The sequence below is a fragment of the Haloterrigena salina JCM 13891 genome (assembly GCF_000337495.1).
Classification (GTDB): domain Archaea; phylum Halobacteriota; class Halobacteria; order Halobacteriales; family Natrialbaceae; genus Haloterrigena; species Haloterrigena salina.
The window spans coordinates 93,348-111,572 of sequence record NZ_AOIS01000067.1; the positions used below are offsets into that span (position 1 = coordinate 93,348).

Below are 18,225 nucleotides of genomic sequence, written 5' to 3' on the forward strand. Positions count from 1 at the left end.
TTGCTTTTCAGACTGGTATATAACTGGACCGGTCAGGTAACCACAAGATTCAATCTTGATAATTCAGTAGTGAGTGAACGATGTCTCAGAGTCGGACGGATGGAACCGAGGCGGATTCGAGCGCGATCCTCTCGGCACTCGGGAACAAGTACAGCGCAGAGATCCTCTGCGCGGCGGGAACACCGAAGTCGGCACAGGCCTTGAGCGAGGATATCGAGATTCCGATTGCGACGTGCTATCGGCGCATCGAGGAACTCGTCAACGCCGGACTGTTGACCTGCGAGGGGCGACAGCTCTCCGAAGAGGGACGCCGCACGAATATCTACCGGCGAACCTTGGACGAGATCGACGTCGACTTCTCGAAGGATCGCCCGCAGCTCTCTCAAAAGCGCCGAACGGAGGCCAAGAACAGACTGCAAGATCAGCTCAGGGACTAGCCGAACCGTCTCGAGCGAGAGGATCGACGAATCGAACCAGGGATGGGAGACGTCGGTCGGACTCGACCGACGAGTCGAACGGTCGTTTTGACCTGTGACTCGAGTCGACGCCAGTAGACGATCGTCCGAACGGATCGCCGCCGACGGTTCGGTCATCCTTAAGTAATCTCGCGGGAATACTGTGGTATGACCGAACCGTCCGACGGAGCCGATCCAGCGGCTGCGACCGACGAGACCTCGACGGTAGCGAGCGGTGACGCCGCGAGCCGCGAGCGGGACCCCGTCGCCGGCACCGAACGCGTCCTCCGGGTCGGCCACGACCGACCGATCAGGATCAGCACCGGCCACCGGATCCGCCACCACGACGGCAAGTGCGCGCGCCCGCACGGCCACAACTACGAGGTCGCCGTCACCGTCGTCGGCGAACTCGCCGCGGAAGGCTGGGTCGCCGACAAGGGCGATATTACCGACGTTATCGACGAGTGGGATCACCGGTTCCTCCTCGAGGCGGGCGATCCGCTGATCGAGGCCTTCGAGGCCTCGGGCGATGGCGACGCGGTCGTCGCCCTCGAGCATCCGCCGACGGCGGAGGTGATGAGCGTGCTCTTGGAGCGAAAGCTCCTGGCTGCGCTCCCCGAGAACGTCTCGGACGTCCGGGTGCAGGTCAACGAGACCAGCGAACTCTGCGGGGGCGGCCGATTCTGAGATGCCGGTCTCCGATTCCGTCGATCGCGACGGCGAGGGCGAGGGCGCCGACGCTCGAGACGGTGCGGGAACCCGCGGTGAGCGTCCCGACGACGGTCTCCCGATCAACGAACTGTTCTACTCGCTGCAGGGCGAGGGCACCCTCGCCGGCGTCCCGTCGGTGTTCGTCCGCACGAGCGGCTGCAACCTCCGGTGTTGGTTCTGCGACTCCTATCACACCTCCTGGGAGCCGACCCACGCGTACATGTCTCTCGAGGAGATCCTCGCCGAGATCGAGCGCCACGACGCCGACCACGTCGTGCTCACGGGCGGCGAACCCCTGATCCACGAGGAGAGCGTCGCGCTGCTCGAAGCGCTCGACGACCGGGGCTATCACACCACCGTCGAGACCAACGGGACGATCGATCGCGACGCGCCGATCGATCTCGCCTCGATCAGCCCGAAACTCGAGAGCAGCACGCCGACGCCGGAGCGCGCGCCGGACGACGCCGACGAGGCCGACGCGGAGCAGTGGGCCGAGCGCCACGAGCGCGACCGGATCGATCTCGAGGCGCTGGCCGGTCTCGTCGAGGACTATGACTTTCAACTGAAGTTCGTCGTCACCGACGGCGACGATATGCCTGAGATTCTCGACCTGCTCGCGGAGCTCCGGGACGTCGCGGACGTACCGATCCGCGACGACGACGTCCTCTTGATGCCCGAGGGCGCGACTCGAGAGCGCCTCGCGGAGACCCGCACCCGCGTCGCCGACCTCGCGATGGAGCACGGCTTCCGATACACCCCGCGGCTCCACGTCGACCTCTGGAACGACGCGCCTGAGACGTAGCGACCGACGACCGTTCGACCACGAACACTACGATGACCGACGCGACCACCGCAACTGACGGAGACGAATCGACCGAGAAACGCGCCGTCGTCCTCCTCTCGGGAGGCATGGACAGCGCCACCGCCGCCTACGAGGCCCGGGACCGGGGCTACGACATCTACGCCCTGCACACCTCCTACGGCCAGCGCACCGAGGACCGCGAGCTCGAATGCGCCCGTCGACTCGCCGACGAACTCGACGCCGCGGACTTCCTGCAGATCGAGACCGGACACCTCTCGGCGATCGGCGCCTCGAGTCTCACCGACGACGAGATGGCCGTCGCGGACGCCGACATGGACAGCGACGAGATCCCCACTTCGTACGTCCCCTTCCGGAACGCGAACCTGCTCGCGATGGCGGTCTCCTACGCCGAGGCTAACGACTGCGAGGCCGTCTTCATCGGCGCCCACAGCGAGGACTTCTCGGGGTATCCGGACTGTCGTCCCGAGTTCTTCGAGGCCTTCGAGAACGTGGTCGACGTCGGGACCAAACCCGAGACCGACGTCTCGATCGAAGCGCCGTTCGTCGAATGGTCGAAAACGGATATCGCCGAGCACGGCGTCGGTCTCGAGGTCCCCTACGAACACACCTGGAGCTGTTACCGCGAGAACGAGCCCGCCTGTGGCACCTGCGACGCCTGCGCGTTCCGCCTGCAGGCGTTTCAGAACGTCGGCGTCCGCGATCCGATCGAGTACGCCGAGCGACCGTCGTACGTGGACGAGTGACCGGTTTCTACGGGTGTAACTGAACGGTAATTCACCTCGGGACGTGCCCCCTCATATTTTATGGGCGGCCATGAGTAGTTGCTACCAATGTACCAGCGGGCGGATCGTGACGACCGCCAGCGACTGCCGGCGCTCGGAATCGCGTCCGATCTCGAGTCTTCGCGGGGGAATCCGGCGTTTCACGGGCTGGTCGGATCGCCTGACGAGTCCGATCACGATCACGACGAGTCGACCGATCACGTCGCGCTCCTCTACGAGGACCACGACGAGCAGTTCAGCGCCGTGATCCCCTTCGTCCGGCGAGGACTCGAGCGCGGCGAGCGCTGTCTCTACATCGCCGACGAGAACGACAGGGCCGACGTCCTGTCGGCGATGCGGGAGTACGGCATCGACGTCGACGACGCCCTCGAGTCGGGCGCGCTCTCGGTGGTGACGCCCGCGGACACCTACCGTCGGACCGGCGAGTTTGACCGCGACGCGATGGTGCGGTTCTGGGAGGAGTCGCTCGCGGAGGCGACCGAGGAAGACGACTTTACGGGTATCCGTGCGGCCGCCGAGATGACGTGGGCCCTGAACGACGGCGATACCGACCTCGATCACCTCGTCGAGTACGAGGCGATCCTCAACTCGATCTACGAGGGCGAGCCGTACGCCGTCTGCTGTCAGTACAACCGCGAGCGGTTCCCCGCCGACGTCATCCACGAGGTGATCCGCACGCACCCGCTGCTCGTCCACGACGGCGTCGTCTCGGAGAACATCTACTACACGCCCCCGGCGGAGTTCTTCGGCCCGGATCGGCCCGCTCGCGAGGTCGAACGGATGACGACCACGTTGCGCGAGCGAACGATCGGGAACGCGGCCCTCGAGCGCGCGACCGAGCGGTTCCGGAAGATCTTCGAGCACAGCCAGGACGCGATCTTCATCAACGATCCGTACGCCGACGAGATCCTCGAGGCCAACCCGGCGGGCTGTGAGATGCTGGGCTACTCCCGCGAGGAACTGCTCGAGCTCGGGCCGTCGGACTGCCATCCCCACGAGATGGAGGCGTTCCGCGAGTTCGTCGGCACCGTCTTCGAGGAGGGGGCCGGCTGGACGGACGAGCTGAGCTGTCTCCCGAAGGAAGGCGAGCCGATTCCGGCGGAGCTCTCGGCGTCGAAGATCACGGTCGACGGTCGGCCGTGCATGCTCGCGATCGCCCGCGATATCAGCGAGCGGAAGGCACGCGAGCGCGCACAGCGGCGCCTCTACGAGATCGCCGCCGATCCCGACCGCTCGTTCGACGAGAAATTGCGGGCCATCTTCGACCTCGGCTGCGACCGGTTCGACCTCGAGCTCGGCGGGCTGGCCCGGATCGACCCCGAGACCGATCGGTTCGTCGTCGAGGCCGTCAGCGGCGACCACGAGCGCCTCCGACCGGGCGCCGAGGTTTCCCTCTCGGAGACCTACTGTCGCGTGTTCGCCGACGAGACGGACGCGGCCGGGGAGGACGCGGCGACCGACACCGCGTCGATCACAGATCCCGAAGCCACCGGGTTCGAGGGAACGACGGCCTACGAGGAGTTCGGCGTCGAGTCCTATTTCGGCACGCGGCTCTCGATCGCGGACGACCTCGACAGGACGTTCTTCTTCGTCTCGACTGCGCCCCGCGAGGAGCCCTTCACCGAGGCCGAGCGGACGTTCCTCGACCTGATGGGCCAGTGGGTTCGGTACGAACTCGAGCGCAAGCGCTACGAAGTGACGTTAGAGGAGACGATCGAGCGCCTCGAGCAGTCCAACGAGCGGCTCGAGCAGTTCGCCTACGCGGCCAGCCACGACCTCCAGGAGCCCCTGCGGATGGTCTCGAGTTACCTGCAGCTGATCGAGAGCCGGTACGCCGATCGACTCGACGACGACGGCGAGGAGTTCATCGACTTCGCGGTCGACGGCGCCGAGCGGATGAAGGCCATGATCGAGGCCCTGCTCGCGTACTCCCGGATCGAGACGCGGGGCGAGCCATTCGAGTCGGTCGATCTCGAGGCCGTGGTCGACGACGTCCTGGCGGATCTCCGACTCCGAATCGCGGAGTCCGACGCCGAGATCGACGTCGGCGACCTGCCGACCGTCGCCGGCGACCGAAACCAGCTCCACCAGCTGTTTCAGAACCTGCTGACGAACGCGCTCGAGTACAGCGGCGACGAGCCGCCGCGGGTGGAGATCGCGGCCCGACGGGACGGTCGGCAGTGGATCGTCTCGGTCAGCGACGAGGGGATCGGCATCGAGCCCGGGGAACGAGAGCGGATCTTCGAGGTGTTCGAACGACTGCACAGCCGCGCGGAGTACGACGGCACCGGGATCGGGCTGGCGCTCTGTCAGCGGATCGTCGAGCGCCACGGCGGCGACATCTGGGTCGAGTCCGAACCCGGCGAGGGGTCGACCTTCTCCGTGGCGTTTCCCGACCCGACCGTTCGTGAGTGAGCGACTCAGGGGCCGCTATCCGGGTCCGAACACAGCGGTACCTCGAGAACCGACCAGTCGTTAGATTAGTAACACGACGGGTCGAACGTCGATACCGAGACCGATGCTCTCGCTCCGCGAGTGGTTCCGCGACGAGGACGGGTGGACGACGCCGGACGGTCGCCGCGGCGAACTCGTCGAACTCGTCGTCGCTCTCCCGGTGTTCGCTTTCTTCGCGACGCGCGAGACCGGTGTGCCGTCGCCGACAGACCACCCGATCGCCGTACTTCTCGGCGTCTGTTGTGGCTTCGGGTACGCGGTCTACTGGCGCGAGCGACTTCTCTCGCGGATCCCCGAGCAACTGCGCACGTTCGCCGTGACCTTCGTTCTCGGCGGTGGAACGGGTCTTTCCCTGCTCCAACTCGTCCACCTCGCGGCGCCGACGATCGTATTCGTCGTCGCGGCGGGGACGACGATCGCCGCGATCTACGCGACGTGGCTCTGCTCGCCGCTCGAGAACGGGCTGCGACCGCCGCGTCGGGGCGTCGAACCGCCGTCGTCGCTCGAATCGTCCGAGTAGCCCGAGTCGTCGGCACCGGCGGCCTCGAAGTCGTCGGTATCGGAACCGAACGCCTGACGCCCGCTCGTTCGATCGCCCGGTCGGCACCGACGAACTGGCTTCTACCACGCCGCCTCGAGGATCCCCTCGATCTCCGCGACCGACGGCTCGAGTCCCGGCGGCGCGTTTGCCATGAACGCGTCGTCGAGGATGACCTCCGCGACGGCGGCGAACTCCTCGGGCTGGGGGCCGTCGACCTCGCGCAACTGCGCGGGGAGGTCGAGCCCGTCCCGAATCTCCGCGACCGCCTCGACGACCGCCGCACCGCGGTCCGCGGCGTCGCCGACGCCGAGCGCGTTCGCGAGCATCCCCGATCGCGCGTCCACGTCCTCCCGTTCGAAGAGATACTCGAAGACGTGCGGGACGACGATCCCGTGGGCGGCCCCCTGCTGAACGTCGTAGCCGGCCGTCAGCCCGTGGCCGAAGGCGTGGACGATCGAGAGCGTCGTCTCGTCGGGTCTGGAGATGCCGTACTGGACGAGGACGATCCCCTCGAGGAGCGTCTCGAACGTCGCGACGTCGCGGTCGCCGTCGCCGAACGCCCGAAGGCCGTCCTCGAGTTTCTCGAGGCCGTGTCTGGCCGTCGCGTCGGTCACGGGCGTCGCGTTGGCCGCGTAGAGCGTCTCGATGCCCTTGTCGAAGCCGTTCATCGCCGACCCGGCGAGGACCGAATCCGGCGTGGTCGCGACCAGTTCGGGGTCGTAGACCGCCGCCGCGGGCATCAGATCGGGGTGGGAGACGCTGCCGCTGACCGGTTCGTCGATGGGCCCCTCGTCGGGATCGGCGGCGATGCCGGCGACGGTCGAGAGGTCGGCGCCCGCGAGCGTCGTCGGCACCGCGACGACCGGCACCAGCCCCTCGACGGGGACCGGAAGCGTCCCCGTCTCGGCGAGTTCCCGGCCGGCGGCCGCCGGGCCGTAGCCGTTGGCCGCGAGGACGCTGATAACCGTCGCGACGTCGAGGCTGCTGCCGCCGCCGACGCTTACGATCGCGTCAGCGTCCTCGGCCTCGAGGCGGTCGCGCCCCGCCAGCGCCGTCGAGAGCCGTTTCGCCGCCGACGTCTCGTCGAACACGCCGGCCAGCCGGTCTCCCAGCCCCGATTTCACCGGCTCGATCACCGTCGACGTCGCCCCTACCGTCGAGCCGCAGACGACCAGCGCGCGCTCGAGATCCAGGGCCTCGAGTTCGGCCTCGAGGTCGTCGACGCTGCCGGCGCCGAAGCGGATCGTCGCCGGGTCGTAGTCGAAACGGAAGGACGGATCGCGGTCGCTTTCGCTCGAGCGAGAACTCATGGGCGGCCGTACGGGTCGCGGGCTGTTAAAAGCGAGAGCAGCGGAGATCCAGTAGTAAGGAGTCGTATCGGAATCCGGTTCGCCGGTTCGTTCGCGTCCGGCGGTCCGCTCGTCGTCCCCGGGCTCGCGGCGTCAGTGGCCAACGCCGAGGTACGTGTGAACCGCCTCGTCGTTTTCCAGTTCGTCGGCGAACGCGACGGCGAAGTCCTCCATCGAGATGTAGCTCTCGCCGTCCCCGTCGGCGACGAGTTGGCGGTCCGCGGTGCGGTACTCGCCCGTCCGCTCGCCGGGCTCGATCACCGCCGCCGGTCCGAGGTAGGTCCACCGCAGATCGTCCGCCTCGCCGATGACCCCGTACGCGTCGATGGCCGCCTGCGCGAGGGTCTCGAGTTCGTCCGGGAACTCCTCGGTCTCGATGAGCATCGTGTCCGGGCCGACGCGGAGACCGCCCGCGCCGCCGGTCCAGACCAGGCGGTCGGTGTCCGTCCGCTGGAGTCCCTCGACGACCGCCGCGGCCATCTCGACGAGGACGTCGACGTCCGCGTCGTCCGATGGGCCGAGCGCCGACGCGACGGCGTCGCGATCCGCCGCCAGGGACGCGATTTCGTCCGCGTCGGTCGCGTCGGCGGCGGCCGCCTCGAAGTCGGGGTTGTCGATCCCGTCGATCTCGCCGCTGCGGGAGGTTCCCGTCACCTCGTGGCCGCGCTCGAGGAGTTCGCTCGCGATTCGTCGTCCGATCCGTCCGCTCGCACCGAGTAGGAGTACGTTCATGATCGTGGTGGCGGTGATTGGTCGCTGGTAGTCGGCACGCGATACGCAGATGCGCAACCGGACAGCCGGTCACATCACCATACCTGCTATTGGGACGTAACTGTGATATAGTTCAGCGAACGTCGGTATGAGCAGGTCACATCGATGTCACCGCACTCGGATCTCGAAGCGAAATACGCCAGCTGTCCGGTGATCAAGACCCTCGAGGAGGTCGGCTCGCGGTGGCGGCTGACCGTCATTCACGTCCTCCGAGAGGGCGAACTCCGCTTTAACGAACTCAAGCGCGCGACGGACGCGAACTCGCAGACGCTGTCCCGCGTGCTGGACGACCTCAAGGAGACGGGCTACGTCGAGCGGCGAGTCGAGGAGGAGAGCCCGATCGCCGTCTACTACTCGCTGACGCCGAAGGGTGCGGACCTCCTCTCGGCGTTCGACGAGATCCTCGAGTGGGGCGAGAAGTGGATCGACGACGACCGCGCCGACGGCGAGGAGCGCGACCCGTAGCGAGACGAAGCGCTCGGTACGCGCCTCGAGCGCCGTATCGTGTGCGACGGTGTTGTCTCCGCAATTCTATATCTGCGTCGTCATGCGCCGCGACTCGACCGCTACACCCGTGGCTCTGCGACGAGACGGCGCCGGCGAGAAAAATCGATCTCGGTTGTCGATCGCGACTCGAGAGTCGGACTCGCTTCGAATTCGAGTCTGAGTCTGAGTCCGGGCCGCTTATTCGGCCGCGACGTCGTCTTCGTCGACGTCGACCGCGGTCGCTTCCTCTTCGGCGACCTCTTCGGGGTGGGCCTCGAGGGTGGCCTTCTGGATCTCGACGCGGCGCAGCGGGTAGATCGTCTTGGCTTCGCCGTAGATCCCCGAGGAGAGTCGACCCTCGACGACGCTGTCGATGAGCTCCTCGAAGGAGCGCTCGGCGGCGGCCTCCTCGATCATCTCGACCATCTGGTTGCGGATGGCCTTCTCCTGGCTCGCGTCGGCCTTCTTGGTCGTGAAGGCGACGGGCTGGATCTGGACGCGGTAGTCGTCCGTCGTGAGGACGGTGACGTAGGCCTCGACCTTCGAGGCGCCCCGTCGGACCAGCGAACGCAGGTAGTCCCGGGTCAGGGAGTGCTCGACGAACTCCGTGTACGCCGAGTCGCTGCCGACGTCGGTGATCTTGAAGGTCAGCTTGGTGTTGTTCTCGCTGGCGTTGTTGTTGAGTTCGCCGAGCGTCGTTTCGATGGTTCGGTCGTAGACCTTTTCCGGTTCGTCAGCGGGGGTTTCGCCGAGTTCCTGGCGGTCGAACTGCTCGGGTGCCAGGACGGTGTACCACCGCTTCTCCTGTTTCGCGCGTGAAACTGATCGTTCACTCATGATGTATCTGTAGTGTCGCTGTCCGCATCGGACGCGGGCCCCGCGTCCGCTGGTTGCTCGCGCTGTTCCCGTCGGTCCCGTCCGGAGCGGGCCACGTCGATCGCCACCTCGAGATTGACCACGTAGTCGTCGATGTTCGAGTGGAGGCCGCCGGTCGTCTCGCGTTCGATGTGCGTGACGACGGTGCCCCCGGTCTCGGTCTCGCTCTCGTTGCCGTCGCGCTCGACGACCGTCTCCATCTCGTCGGTGTTGTCCGGGCGAAGCGTCCGCGCGACGAGTTCGGGGTCGTCGTGGCGCGTTCGGATGGTCGCGCGCCGACTCATCGTCGGTCCCTCACGATCTGGATGAGCGTCGACTCGTCCACGGCGGGATCGTACCGCAGGTAGCCGCGGCGGCGGCCGCCGTCGTAGGCGACCCCCTCGATTCCGACTTCTTCGAGTTCGCGCGCGACCGCCTCGACGGTCGCCCCCAGCGGCTCGCCGCCGCGGGTGGCGATCGCCGCCTCGCCGTCGCCGACGGCGAGGACGGTCGCTTCTGGCGACCGGTAGGCCGCGGCGATCCCGGCGACCGCTTCGACGGGGCCGTCGTCGATACCGACGACGAACAGCCCGTCGTAGCGTCCCGTCGAGCCGGCCTCGAGGGCCGCGTGGGCGCGTCGGCCGTGCTCGCGCCAGGCGTCCAGTGCCGGCTCGCGGGCGTCGTGGCCCATCGCGAGCGCGGCGCCGGTGCCCGGCTTGGTGCGGGCGGTCGCCTCCAGGACGTCCGCGTAGCCGCCGACGGTCGCAAACGGAGCGTCGGGCGTCGCGTACGGCCGGAGCACGCGTTGGACCGTCTCGGCCGCGGCCGGTACGGCCTCGTCGTCACCGACGATATCGAGGGCGACGGCGGAGCCGATCGTCCGGCGTGCGTCCGCGTCGAACTCCTCCGGCGCGGTGAGGTCGACGCCGAGTTCCTCGAGTGCGGTCCGCGTCGCGCTCAGGTCGCCCGACCACGGCGCGCGAAGGCGCGTCGAGTGGGCGAGGCCGTCGACCGGATCGGTCGTCGGCACCGCGACGCCCGGTCGGCGATCGACCAGACCCTGCGATCGGGCGGTCTCGAGGACCCACTCGCTCTCGCCGGCGCCGGGTTCGACGCCGGCGGCCACGAGCCCCGCGAGTGCGAGGACGTGATCCGGCGACGCCTCGAGGCCGCGAACGGCCTCGAGCGCCGCGAGCGTGGCGGGTCGGTCGTCAGCATCGAGCCGCGTCGCGTCCGCGTCGACGGCGCCGATCGCGACGGTGACGTCGTCGGCCGCCGCCTGTCGGTCGCGAACGCGCTCGGTTCGGTCGGCGACCGTGGGGCCGACGCTCACCTGGAACGGCGTCCCGCGGTCGGCCAGGGCCCGCGCGAGCAGGCCGCTGGCCGCCAGCGCGTCGCCGTCGGCGCGCGCGACGAGATGGACGAAGCCGGCGCTCCCGATCGCCTCCGCGGCGGGGGCAGACGCCGGCTCGGCGGACCGACTATCGGTGGCCATCTAGATCCGGTGGGTTACTCCTCGTCGAGGAGCTCTTTCGCGACGTCGTAGGAGTACGTGAAGTCCGGTTCGACTTCGTCGCCGCGGTAGTAGTCGACGAGGCGTCGGACCTTCGACTCCGTGTTCTGCAGGGCGCGCTTGTTCTGGTAGTCCTGCGGGTTCTGCTGGATGTGCTCGCGCAGGCGCACGGCGCGTTCCATCAGGTTATAGAGGTCCTCGGGGAACTCGGATCGCGCGTCGTTCTCCTCGAGGATCTCGGTGATCTTCTTCCCGGTCGCCAGCTTGACGTCCGGGACGGGCGTGCCCGTGACGCCCTCGTCGCGCAGCTTCATCCCGATCTGACTGGGATCGTAGCCCTGCTCTGCCAGTTCGACGACGCGGGATTCGATATCGTCCGCGTCGACGTCGCTCCACTCCGGCGGGTCGTCTGCCGTCGGCTTGTCCGATCCGGACGAGCCGCGACGGCGGGTGTGCATTCGTGCCATTGGTGAGGATAGGAACCGCACTGACCGCTGAAGTCGTGTGACAGTCGCCGCTGCGACCGTCCGTGCACTTCCGCAATCCCAAGCCGTCCGAAACAGTGGACGGCGCAGTCAGATTTGCGGCCGTGCGCTTCCCACCAGTGTCTTCGCTCGGACGGACTAAAGGGTTTCTAGACTGGGTTGCTCGAGTCGCCTCTATAGAATACGCAGGTGTTGATTGACGTATCGCAAACACCACGAAAGCCCCTGGCGCTATCGAGTCGGGCGACTCGCTGCGCGCCTCACTTCGCTCGGTGCTTGTGTCGTCGGCCTTCCTCGATAGCGCCAGCCCCTTTCATTCCCACCCGTGCCGGCTGGCCGGTCAAGCCACCGTGGGTGGGAATGAAAGGGACTGCCTCGGTCGATCCGGTGAAACGACGCAAGCACTGGACTGAGCGAGCCTGCGAGCGAAGGAAGCGCGCAGCGAGTTGCAACCGGTCGACGAGGCAGGGGCTTTCGTGGTGTTCTCGAGCGAGCCAGTACTGAAAGAGAGGGATCCGATCGCGGTCGATTATCCGATCACAGCAGAGCGACCGATCGATTATTGCTGTCCCACGCGCGTCTCTTCTTCGTCCCAGTACTCCTCGCGGAGTTCGTACTTCTGGACCTTGCCGGTCGCGGTCTCGGGGAGGTCCTCGACGAAGTCGACGCTTGAGGGCTTCTTGTAGCCCGCGAGGTGTTCGCCGACGAACTCGAGGATCTCGTCCTCGGTCGGCTCGGCGTCGCTGCGCGGGACGACCAGCGCCTTCGGCGTCTCGCCCCACTCCTCGCTGGGGACGGGGATGACCGCGGCCTTCCCGACGTCGGGGTGGTCGTAGAGGACGTCCTCGACTTCGATGCTCGAGATGTTCTCGCCGCCGGAGATGATGATGTCCTTCTTGCGGTCCTGGATCGCGACCATCCCGTCCTCGTCGATGGTCGCGAGGTCCCCGGTGTGGAAGTAGCCCTCGAGGCGCTCGGAGAAGGCCTGCTCGGTCGCGTCGGGCTTCTCGAGGTAGCGGTCCATCACCTGGTTGCCCCGGACGACGATCTCGCCGATGGTCTCGCCGTCGCGGGGGACCTCTTCGCCGTCCTCGTCGACGACCCGGACGTCGGTACAGAGGGTCTGGCTACCCTGTTTGACCTTGAGTTCGCGGCCGCGCTCGGCGAGTCGGCGCGGCGAGTTGCTCGTCGTGATGATCGGCGCGGTCTCGGTCAGCCCGTAGATGTGGATGATCCGCCAGCCGAACTCGTCCTCGACGGTCTCGATGGTGGCCGTCGCGGGGGCCGAGCCCGCGGTCGCAATTCGAACGTCGCGGTCGCCGGTGGTCTCGAGGTCGGGATGTTCCTCGTGGTATTGGATGAGGTTGTTCAGCACCGTCGGCGCGCCGCACATGAACGAGACGTCGTGCTCGCGCACGCGCTCGAAGACGCCTTCGGCGTCGAAGGTGCGCTGGCAGACGTGGGTCCCGCCGGTGCCCGTGATCGCGTACGTGTGGCCCCAGCCGTTGCAGTGGAACATCGGCAGCGTCCAGAGATAGGTGTCGTCGTCCCGGATCTCCATGTGCTGGTTGAGCACCAGCGCGTGCCAGTGCTCGGTACGGTGGGTGCGGACGACGCCCTTCGGATTGCCCGTCGTCCCCGAGGTGTAGTTGATGCTGGCGTCGTCGTCCTCGCTGATCTCGGGACGGTCGGGTTCCTCGGTGGGCTGGCCCTCGAGGAGGTCCTCGTAGTCCTCCCAGTGGCCCTTGATCTCGTCGGCTCGATAGCCCACGAACGTCTCCGCCGGCACCCCATCGCGGATCGCCTCGATCTTCTCGGCGTAGTCGTCGTCCGCGACGATCGTATTCGCCGCGCAGTCCTCGAGGATGTACTGATACTCGCCCGCGGCCAGCCGATAGTTCAGCGGGACGAACACGGCGCCGAGCTTGTTCGTCGCGTACAGCGTCTCGATGAAGTAGTGCGTGTTCGGCGCGAGCAAGGCCACGCGATCCCCCTGTTCGACGCCGCGCTCCTCGAGGGCGTGTGCGAGCTGATTCACGCGGTCGTTGACCTCCTCGTAGGTGTACTCGGTCCCGTCGTGGGCGACGACGCCGGTGACGTCGCCGTAGCTGTCGACCGCCCGCTCGAGGAAGTCCGTGGTGAGCATCTCCTGTTTCATTCTATGGTACCCGTTACCACCGACCACGCTATGGGCCAAATGTTTACCCCCGCCTCCCAGCGAGTGCCGGGGTGGTGTGCTAATGCGTGGGGTGGCTCGAGAAATTCGAGGGGTTTATCTATTCCCGCAGAAAACGAAGAGATGCGTACGAGGGCTCGTAGATCAGAGGTAGATCACTCCCTTGGCATGGGAGAGGCCCCGGGTTCAAATCCCGGCGAGTCCATTTCCTTCCGCTCACTTCGTTCTCTCCAGTCAATGGACTCTCCGTAGTCACACTCGCTTCGCTCGCGTGACTCCCGGCGAGTCCACTCGAAATTTGGCTCTTCAGATCTTTTGAGTGCTCTTTTCAGCACTTTAGAGCCATTCTTACAGCTACCGAGAGTCGACTATATGCAGTTTCGCGCGGAATTATCATGATCTTGGTATTGGCTAGAGGTCTTCGATGAAGTCGCGTCGCTGTTCCATCTTTTCGCGGTCGGTGCGTCTGTCGTAGTGGCGCTCGAGGATGTCCGAAGAGACATCGCAGCGGTCGCTGAGGATCTTCTCGGGGATGTCCTCGCGGAGTGGGTAGGTGATCGCTCCACGCCGAATCGTGTGCGGCGAGAGGCTACTGGGACTCCTTGAGTAGTGTCCGTACTCGGTCGCTTCGCAGTCCGATGGCTCGCGGCCGTGCGGGCAATCCTTGATCATACAGGGCTGTGTGAGTCGGTATACCTCCGACCGAATCTGCCCGGAGCTCAGCCGGCCCTTGCGGCTCGTCACGAGCGGTTCTCGTCCGTGCTCGTCCACGACATCGTGCCGGTGGAACCGGATGTACTCGTCAAGGACGTCGCAGTAGTAGTCGTCGAGCGCGATCGGCCGCTCCGCTGGCTCCTGCTTCTTCAGCGGCGTCTCGGTATCGGGACGGTGTCGCAGCCAGAAGCACTGCTCGTCTGGCTCGTAGTCCTCGAGGTCGACCGCTCGTAGACTCCCAAGGCGAATCCCGTGTGCCAGAGGATCGCCATGATAACGTGCTCGCGGCTCGCGTGCTTGTACCGCTCGAGGTAGCCGATGATCTTCTTCGCGCGATCGTCGTCAAGCAGTTCGTCGCGCGCTTCCTCGCTGCGGTCGACATCGGGGAGCTTCACGCACTCGCGCATCCCCGGTTCGACAGCGTCGATCGACGCGCAGAACTCGAGGAAGACGCGCAACGTCGCGGGCTGGCCGCCCAGCGTGACGATGTTCACGTCCTGCTGTCGCCAAACGCGGTAGCGATGCAGGCCGCGGCCGGTGAGATCGTTGAGGTTGTCGATTCCCTCCTTAGTACACCACTCGACGAACGCGTCCAGCCGGTACTTGTGGTTCTGGAGGGTTTTCTTGCTGATCTCGAGTTCACGGTGCGAGACGTAGAGTTCCACCGCCTCGCGTGGTGAGGTCAGCCCAAGGGACGGCCCGACCGCAATTGGAACCTCTGAATCGTAATGAACCGAAACCCGCCTGCTGGATGTGTACGCTTGACGAGCGAATTCTTGAGCATCTGGCAGATGATTCGTGGTCGACACTGCGGCATATATCTCGGACAATCAATCTTACTGCTTCACGCGGGCAGGTTGAAGAGCGATGTCAGTTACATTCTCAGGTTGGGTTAGTTGCTCCGATATTTGAGAACAGCAATATGTACGAGATTACTTATGAAGGTCAAGAATATCTCGCTGGGAACTCGACGTTGAGAATCGATTCTACCCGTCACCTCAATTCAGTTGACTTTCAGATGTCGAAGGAAACAAGTCATATTATTGTAGTTCTAGTTCATCATGAAGATTGAACGTCGAACTGTGGTAGGTAGCGCAGGAACAGTATTACTGTCTACCTTTGCAGGCTGTCTGGGAAATGATAATGAAGAGCAAATAACCAATAATTCGAATGAAAACGATGACGAACAACTAACCAATGATGGAGAGCAATCTAGCGACAATAAGAAAAGTGAATTACCCGCTCCTCACGTTGTTAACCGATATTATCCTGAGCCGCGTGCGGCCTCAATTAGCAATCATCACCAAACAGGTAACACATACGAATTCACAGTTGAAATAGAAAATACAGGAGATGGTGGTGATATTAGTACGATGATGGTTTGGTTAGATAATCCGAACGACAACGTATATGGACCCAATAGTCACCCAGTACCAGAAACAGAACGGACACGGTACTTCAGTTCAGGGGAACGGAAGAAAATATCAGTCACTTCGGAAGGACGAGACGAATATGGGGGATACGGATTCCGGATCTGGAGCGCTGAAATCAGCGTTGAGGTCAAAAATGAGGGTGGAAGAGGAGCGGTAGAAATTCGATTGATGGATGGTGATAATGTTGTCAAATATGCTGAACCGATAATAGAGGCTGGAGCAACTGAATCTTTCAAATTTGATAGGAACTTTTCAGATCCTGCTCCTAGTGAAGTAAGTATTGAAGTAGAATCTGCTGAGTAACTATTACAACCAATTGACCTTCTCTCGTTATCGTTTCTGAGCCTCGGGGCTGTAGCTTCCTCGATAATGCTTAAAAAAACGTCTCGAGATCGTTCCAGTCACCCCAGTCGCACACTAGATGCGGATCGACATCAGCAGAAGCGAGCGCGGTCGCCCAAGTCCGTCGAAGATCGTGGAAGCCGAGATGGTCCCATCCGGCATCTTCCGTCTCGTCATACAGGCGGTTGACCGTTGAGCGAACCCACCGTCAGAGTGACCGTGTACTTGTAATCTTAACGGGCGACGAGTTGGACGGTGCGTCGCGCACGTCGTCGACCGTTCGGATAGTCGTCGCGAGATCTAAACACATACCTCACGTAGGACGGTATTTAGCGATACACTGCAATCGGGGAGATAGCCACATCTGGATATGAAACTTTAAATCCAAAGTCTTTACCAAGATCCCCAATCACTTGTAGCATATCACCTAGATCAGAATCATCTTCTTCGACTGGATCATCAGTTGGCGGTTCAGTAATGGTGTCTACCCTAGCAATTATTGTAGCACTAGGTATGGAATTGTTTTGATATTTCGCGATCAGCTCAACTGGTTCTGTTTCCAATTTCTCCTCCTGAAGCAATGCCCAAAAATCCATATTCGTGTCTCCTCCAATAGGCGCCTTACCAACAACCATCTCACTGTACGCCTGTGGCAAAACGTTTTCAAACATTTCAAACAAAGGGCCGAGTGTCTCAAACATTTGTTGAGCATCCCTCAATTCTTTCCATTCTTCAACATCAGACTCGTCCATCATATCGCCTCCCTCTATCTCGCTTATTTGACCGATGAAACGCTCCAAATCATCTGCTGAATCTAAAAATCCGTTTAGAAGTTCAAAGCTAGACTGGAAATCTCGAAGTTGTAGTTCTATATTAATTCGGATGATGTCTCCTTCACATATATCTCTTTGAAGGGCAGCCTGTATCTCTTGTTCGTTTAGGTCATTGATATCATGGAACCAGTCATCTTCGTATCCTTCTAACCATTCTTCGAGCAAGGTGAAATGGTAGTGGTGAAGTGCCTTATTATCTTCAGTTCGTGAGGTTGACCCTTCAGTTGTCATCTGTTCTCCTTTAACCGATGAACTAACCCCACCTCCAGGTCCGAAGAGGAAACCTCGAACTCGGCCCATTATCCTTTCAGTCTCTTGTTCTGATTCACTTTCTGCTTCTATTCGCTCTTGCACATATCCCTGATCTAATCTAGCCGAGATAGATTTTACTCGATCCATGTCTAGATACACAAAGCCGGGAACTCGTTCACTTGAAGTGGTCATATTTCTACTAATGATTAGTATGTTAAGATACCTGTGGTAGGAGGCCGCATAACCAGATAGTTGATTCTCTTTTATCTTTTGGAAAAGTCAGCGACAAACTGTAGGTGACAGATAGAGTACGTTCCGTCTGGAGCCGAATTGTCTGTCATGTGTTCGTTCAGCGCTCTGCCACCACCGTGACCAAGGAACCCTTCCGTTCGAGGAACGCGGCCCTCAATACCACAACCGGCGCTCGAGGTGACGATGCTCAGTATCTAGGGGTACCCACGCGACCGTCGCTTCGACTATTGAGAGCCCGGTTCTTCGAACGATGCGGGTCTGGATCCACGTGGAGTTCGACGGAACTCCGAAGAGACGACCATGAAACGAACCCTACGCATTACGGTTGCACTGGTGTTCGCCGTGGCACTCGTCGGTGCCCTGGCGAGCGGCAGTGCGCTCGCATCCCCGAGCGATTGTACGTACACCGACTACTGTAACGACGCCGACGTCGATCAGTCCAACGCCGCCGACGTCTTCCAGAACGGTTTCGGAAACGACGCTGACGTCGACCAGCGCAACAAAGCAGGCGTCTTCCAGGACGGCAAGTACAACGACGCTGACGTCGACCAGCGCAACAAAGCAGGCGTCTTCCAGGACGGCAAGTACAACGACGCCGACGTCGATCAGCGCAACAAAGCAGGCGTCTTCCAGGACGGCAAGAACAACGACGCCGACGTCGACCAGCGCAACAAGGCGCTCGTCGATCAGGACGGCAAGAACAACAACGCTGACGTGACCCAGCGCAACGAGGCGCTCGTCGATCAGGACGGCAAGAATAACGACGCCGACGTCGACCAGCGCAACAAGGCGATCGTCGACCAGGACGGCAAGAACAACGACGCCAGCGTCGACCAGCGCAACACCGCCACCGTCGACCAGGACGGCAAGCACAACAACGCCGACGTCGATCAGGAGAACACCGCCGTCATCGATCAGCGCTAATCCGATAGCCGACGCTCCCCGTAGCGAACTCGCGAAGCACCGCGACCGAGAGCCCGTCTCGAGGGGAGCGTCCG

The 18,225-nt window shown here is 63.3% G+C and carries 18 protein-coding genes, 1 tRNA gene and 1 pseudogene; 10 read left to right on the forward strand and 10 right to left on the reverse strand.

Annotated elements, in window-relative coordinates; translation table 11 throughout:
* The first annotated feature begins 80 nt into the window (after positions 1–80).
* The 6 genes from C477_RS21275 to C477_RS21300 all read left to right on the forward strand — a co-directional run bounded on the left by C477_RS21275 (position 81) and on the right by C477_RS21300 (position 5,745).
* Positions 81–437, forward strand: a complete 357-nt coding sequence (locus C477_RS21275) for a winged helix-turn-helix domain-containing protein (protein ID WP_008896640.1) — start codon at positions 81–83, stop codon at positions 435–437.
* Between the two features lie 186 nt (positions 438–623).
* Positions 624–1,142, forward strand: coding sequence for a 6-pyruvoyl trahydropterin synthase family protein (locus C477_RS21280; protein WP_008896641.1), 519 nt, complete (start codon positions 624–626; stop codon positions 1,140–1,142).
* Position 1,143: 1 nt separating this feature from the next.
* Positions 1,144–1,968 carry a 7-carboxy-7-deazaguanine synthase QueE gene (locus C477_RS21285; protein WP_008896642.1) on the forward strand — a complete coding sequence of 275 codons (825 nt, stop codon included), beginning with the start codon at positions 1,144–1,146 and terminating at the stop codon, positions 1,966–1,968.
* Between the two features lie 32 nt (positions 1,969–2,000).
* On the forward strand, positions 2,001–2,732 hold the full coding sequence (gene queC, locus C477_RS21290) for a 7-cyano-7-deazaguanine synthase QueC (protein ID WP_008896643.1): 732 nt from the start codon (positions 2,001–2,003) through the stop codon (positions 2,730–2,732).
* 87 nt (positions 2,733–2,819) lie between these two features.
* Positions 2,820–5,186 (forward strand): MEDS domain-containing protein, encoded by a 2,367-nt coding sequence (locus tag C477_RS21295; protein ID WP_008896644.1) that lies wholly within the window; start codon positions 2,820–2,822, stop codon positions 5,184–5,186.
* 103 nt (positions 5,187–5,289) lie between these two features.
* Positions 5,290–5,745 (forward strand): hypothetical protein, encoded by a 456-nt coding sequence (locus tag C477_RS21300; protein ID WP_008896645.1) that lies wholly within the window; start codon positions 5,290–5,292, stop codon positions 5,743–5,745.
* Between the two features lie 101 nt (positions 5,746–5,846).
* On the opposite strand, the gene C477_RS21305 is transcribed toward C477_RS21300, so the two are convergent.
* Both C477_RS21305 and C477_RS21310 read right to left on the reverse strand, forming a co-directional pair.
* Positions 5,847–7,076 carry an iron-containing alcohol dehydrogenase family protein gene (locus tag C477_RS21305; protein WP_008896646.1) on the reverse strand — a complete coding sequence of 410 codons (1,230 nt, stop codon included), beginning with the start codon at positions 7,074–7,076 and terminating at the stop codon, positions 5,847–5,849.
* A gap of 132 nt (positions 7,077–7,208) precedes the next feature.
* Positions 7,209–7,847 carry an NAD(P)-dependent oxidoreductase gene (locus C477_RS21310; RefSeq protein WP_008896647.1) on the reverse strand — a complete coding sequence of 213 codons (639 nt, stop codon included), beginning with the start codon at positions 7,845–7,847 and terminating at the stop codon, positions 7,209–7,211.
* Positions 7,848–7,991: 144 nt separating this feature from the next.
* Here C477_RS21310 and C477_RS21315 point away from each other — a divergent pair, with 144 nt between their 5' ends.
* Positions 7,992–8,351: a winged helix-turn-helix transcriptional regulator gene (locus C477_RS21315; RefSeq protein WP_008896648.1), complete on the forward strand. Its 360-nt coding sequence runs from the start codon at positions 7,992–7,994 to the stop codon at positions 8,349–8,351.
* A gap of 219 nt (positions 8,352–8,570) precedes the next feature.
* On the opposite strand, the gene C477_RS21320 is transcribed toward C477_RS21315, so the two are convergent.
* The 5 genes from C477_RS21320 to C477_RS21340 all read right to left on the reverse strand — a co-directional run bounded on the left by C477_RS21320 (position 8,571) and on the right by C477_RS21340 (position 13,383).
* Complete coding sequence (locus C477_RS21320; RefSeq protein WP_008896649.1) at positions 8,571–9,209, reverse strand: 30S ribosomal protein S3ae; 639 nt, start codon at positions 9,207–9,209, stop codon at positions 8,571–8,573.
* Entirely contained in the window at positions 9,206–9,532 is a 327-nt protein-coding gene (locus C477_RS21325) for a KEOPS complex subunit Pcc1 (protein ID WP_008896650.1), read from the reverse strand. The genes C477_RS21320 and C477_RS21325 overlap by 4 nt, the downstream gene beginning before the upstream one ends.
* The gene (locus C477_RS21330) at positions 9,529–10,722 is read right to left on the reverse strand and encodes a hypothetical protein (protein ID WP_008896651.1); all 1,194 of its coding nucleotides are present in this window, start codon (positions 10,720–10,722) and stop codon (positions 9,529–9,531) included. Before C477_RS21330 ends, C477_RS21325 begins: the two co-directional genes overlap by 4 nt.
* A gap of 14 nt (positions 10,723–10,736) precedes the next feature.
* The gene (locus C477_RS21335) at positions 10,737–11,207 is read right to left on the reverse strand and encodes a 30S ribosomal protein S15 (RefSeq protein ID WP_008896652.1); all 471 of its coding nucleotides are present in this window, start codon (positions 11,205–11,207) and stop codon (positions 10,737–10,739) included.
* 577 nt (positions 11,208–11,784) lie between these two features.
* Positions 11,785–13,383: a class I adenylate-forming enzyme family protein gene (locus C477_RS21340; RefSeq protein ID WP_008896653.1), complete on the reverse strand. Its 1,599-nt coding sequence runs from the start codon at positions 13,381–13,383 to the stop codon at positions 11,785–11,787.
* A gap of 151 nt (positions 13,384–13,534) precedes the next feature.
* Here C477_RS21340 and C477_RS21345 point away from each other — a divergent pair.
* A tRNA-Ala gene (locus tag C477_RS21345) sits at positions 13,535–13,606 on the forward strand.
* A 206-nt stretch (positions 13,607–13,812) separates the two neighbouring features.
* Here the strand turns inward: C477_RS21345 and C477_RS21350 are convergent.
* Positions 13,813–14,801: pseudogene (locus tag C477_RS21350) on the reverse strand (tyrosine-type recombinase/integrase).
* A 375-nt stretch (positions 14,802–15,176) separates the two neighbouring features.
* On the opposite strand from C477_RS21350, the gene C477_RS23735 reads away from it, so the two are divergent.
* Positions 15,177–15,851: a hypothetical protein gene (locus C477_RS23735; protein WP_152423371.1), complete on the forward strand. Its 675-nt coding sequence runs from the start codon at positions 15,177–15,179 to the stop codon at positions 15,849–15,851.
* 70 nt (positions 15,852–15,921) lie between these two features.
* On the opposite strand, the gene C477_RS24655 is transcribed toward C477_RS23735, so the two are convergent.
* On the reverse strand, positions 15,922–16,071 hold the full coding sequence (locus tag C477_RS24655; protein WP_239641920.1) for a tyrosine-type recombinase/integrase: 150 nt from the start codon (positions 16,069–16,071) through the stop codon (positions 15,922–15,924).
* A 148-nt stretch (positions 16,072–16,219) separates the two neighbouring features.
* Positions 16,220–17,167: a DUF6414 family protein gene (locus C477_RS23740; RefSeq protein ID WP_160168032.1), complete on the reverse strand. Its 948-nt coding sequence runs from the start codon at positions 17,165–17,167 to the stop codon at positions 16,220–16,222.
* A 360-nt stretch (positions 17,168–17,527) separates the two neighbouring features.
* Here C477_RS23740 and C477_RS21355 point away from each other — a divergent pair, with 360 nt between their 5' ends.
* A complete protein-coding gene (locus C477_RS21355) occupies positions 17,528–18,151 on the forward strand; it encodes a curlin (RefSeq protein ID WP_049914753.1) in 624 nt (207 codons plus the stop codon).
* Positions 18,152–18,225: the final 74 nt, after the last annotated feature.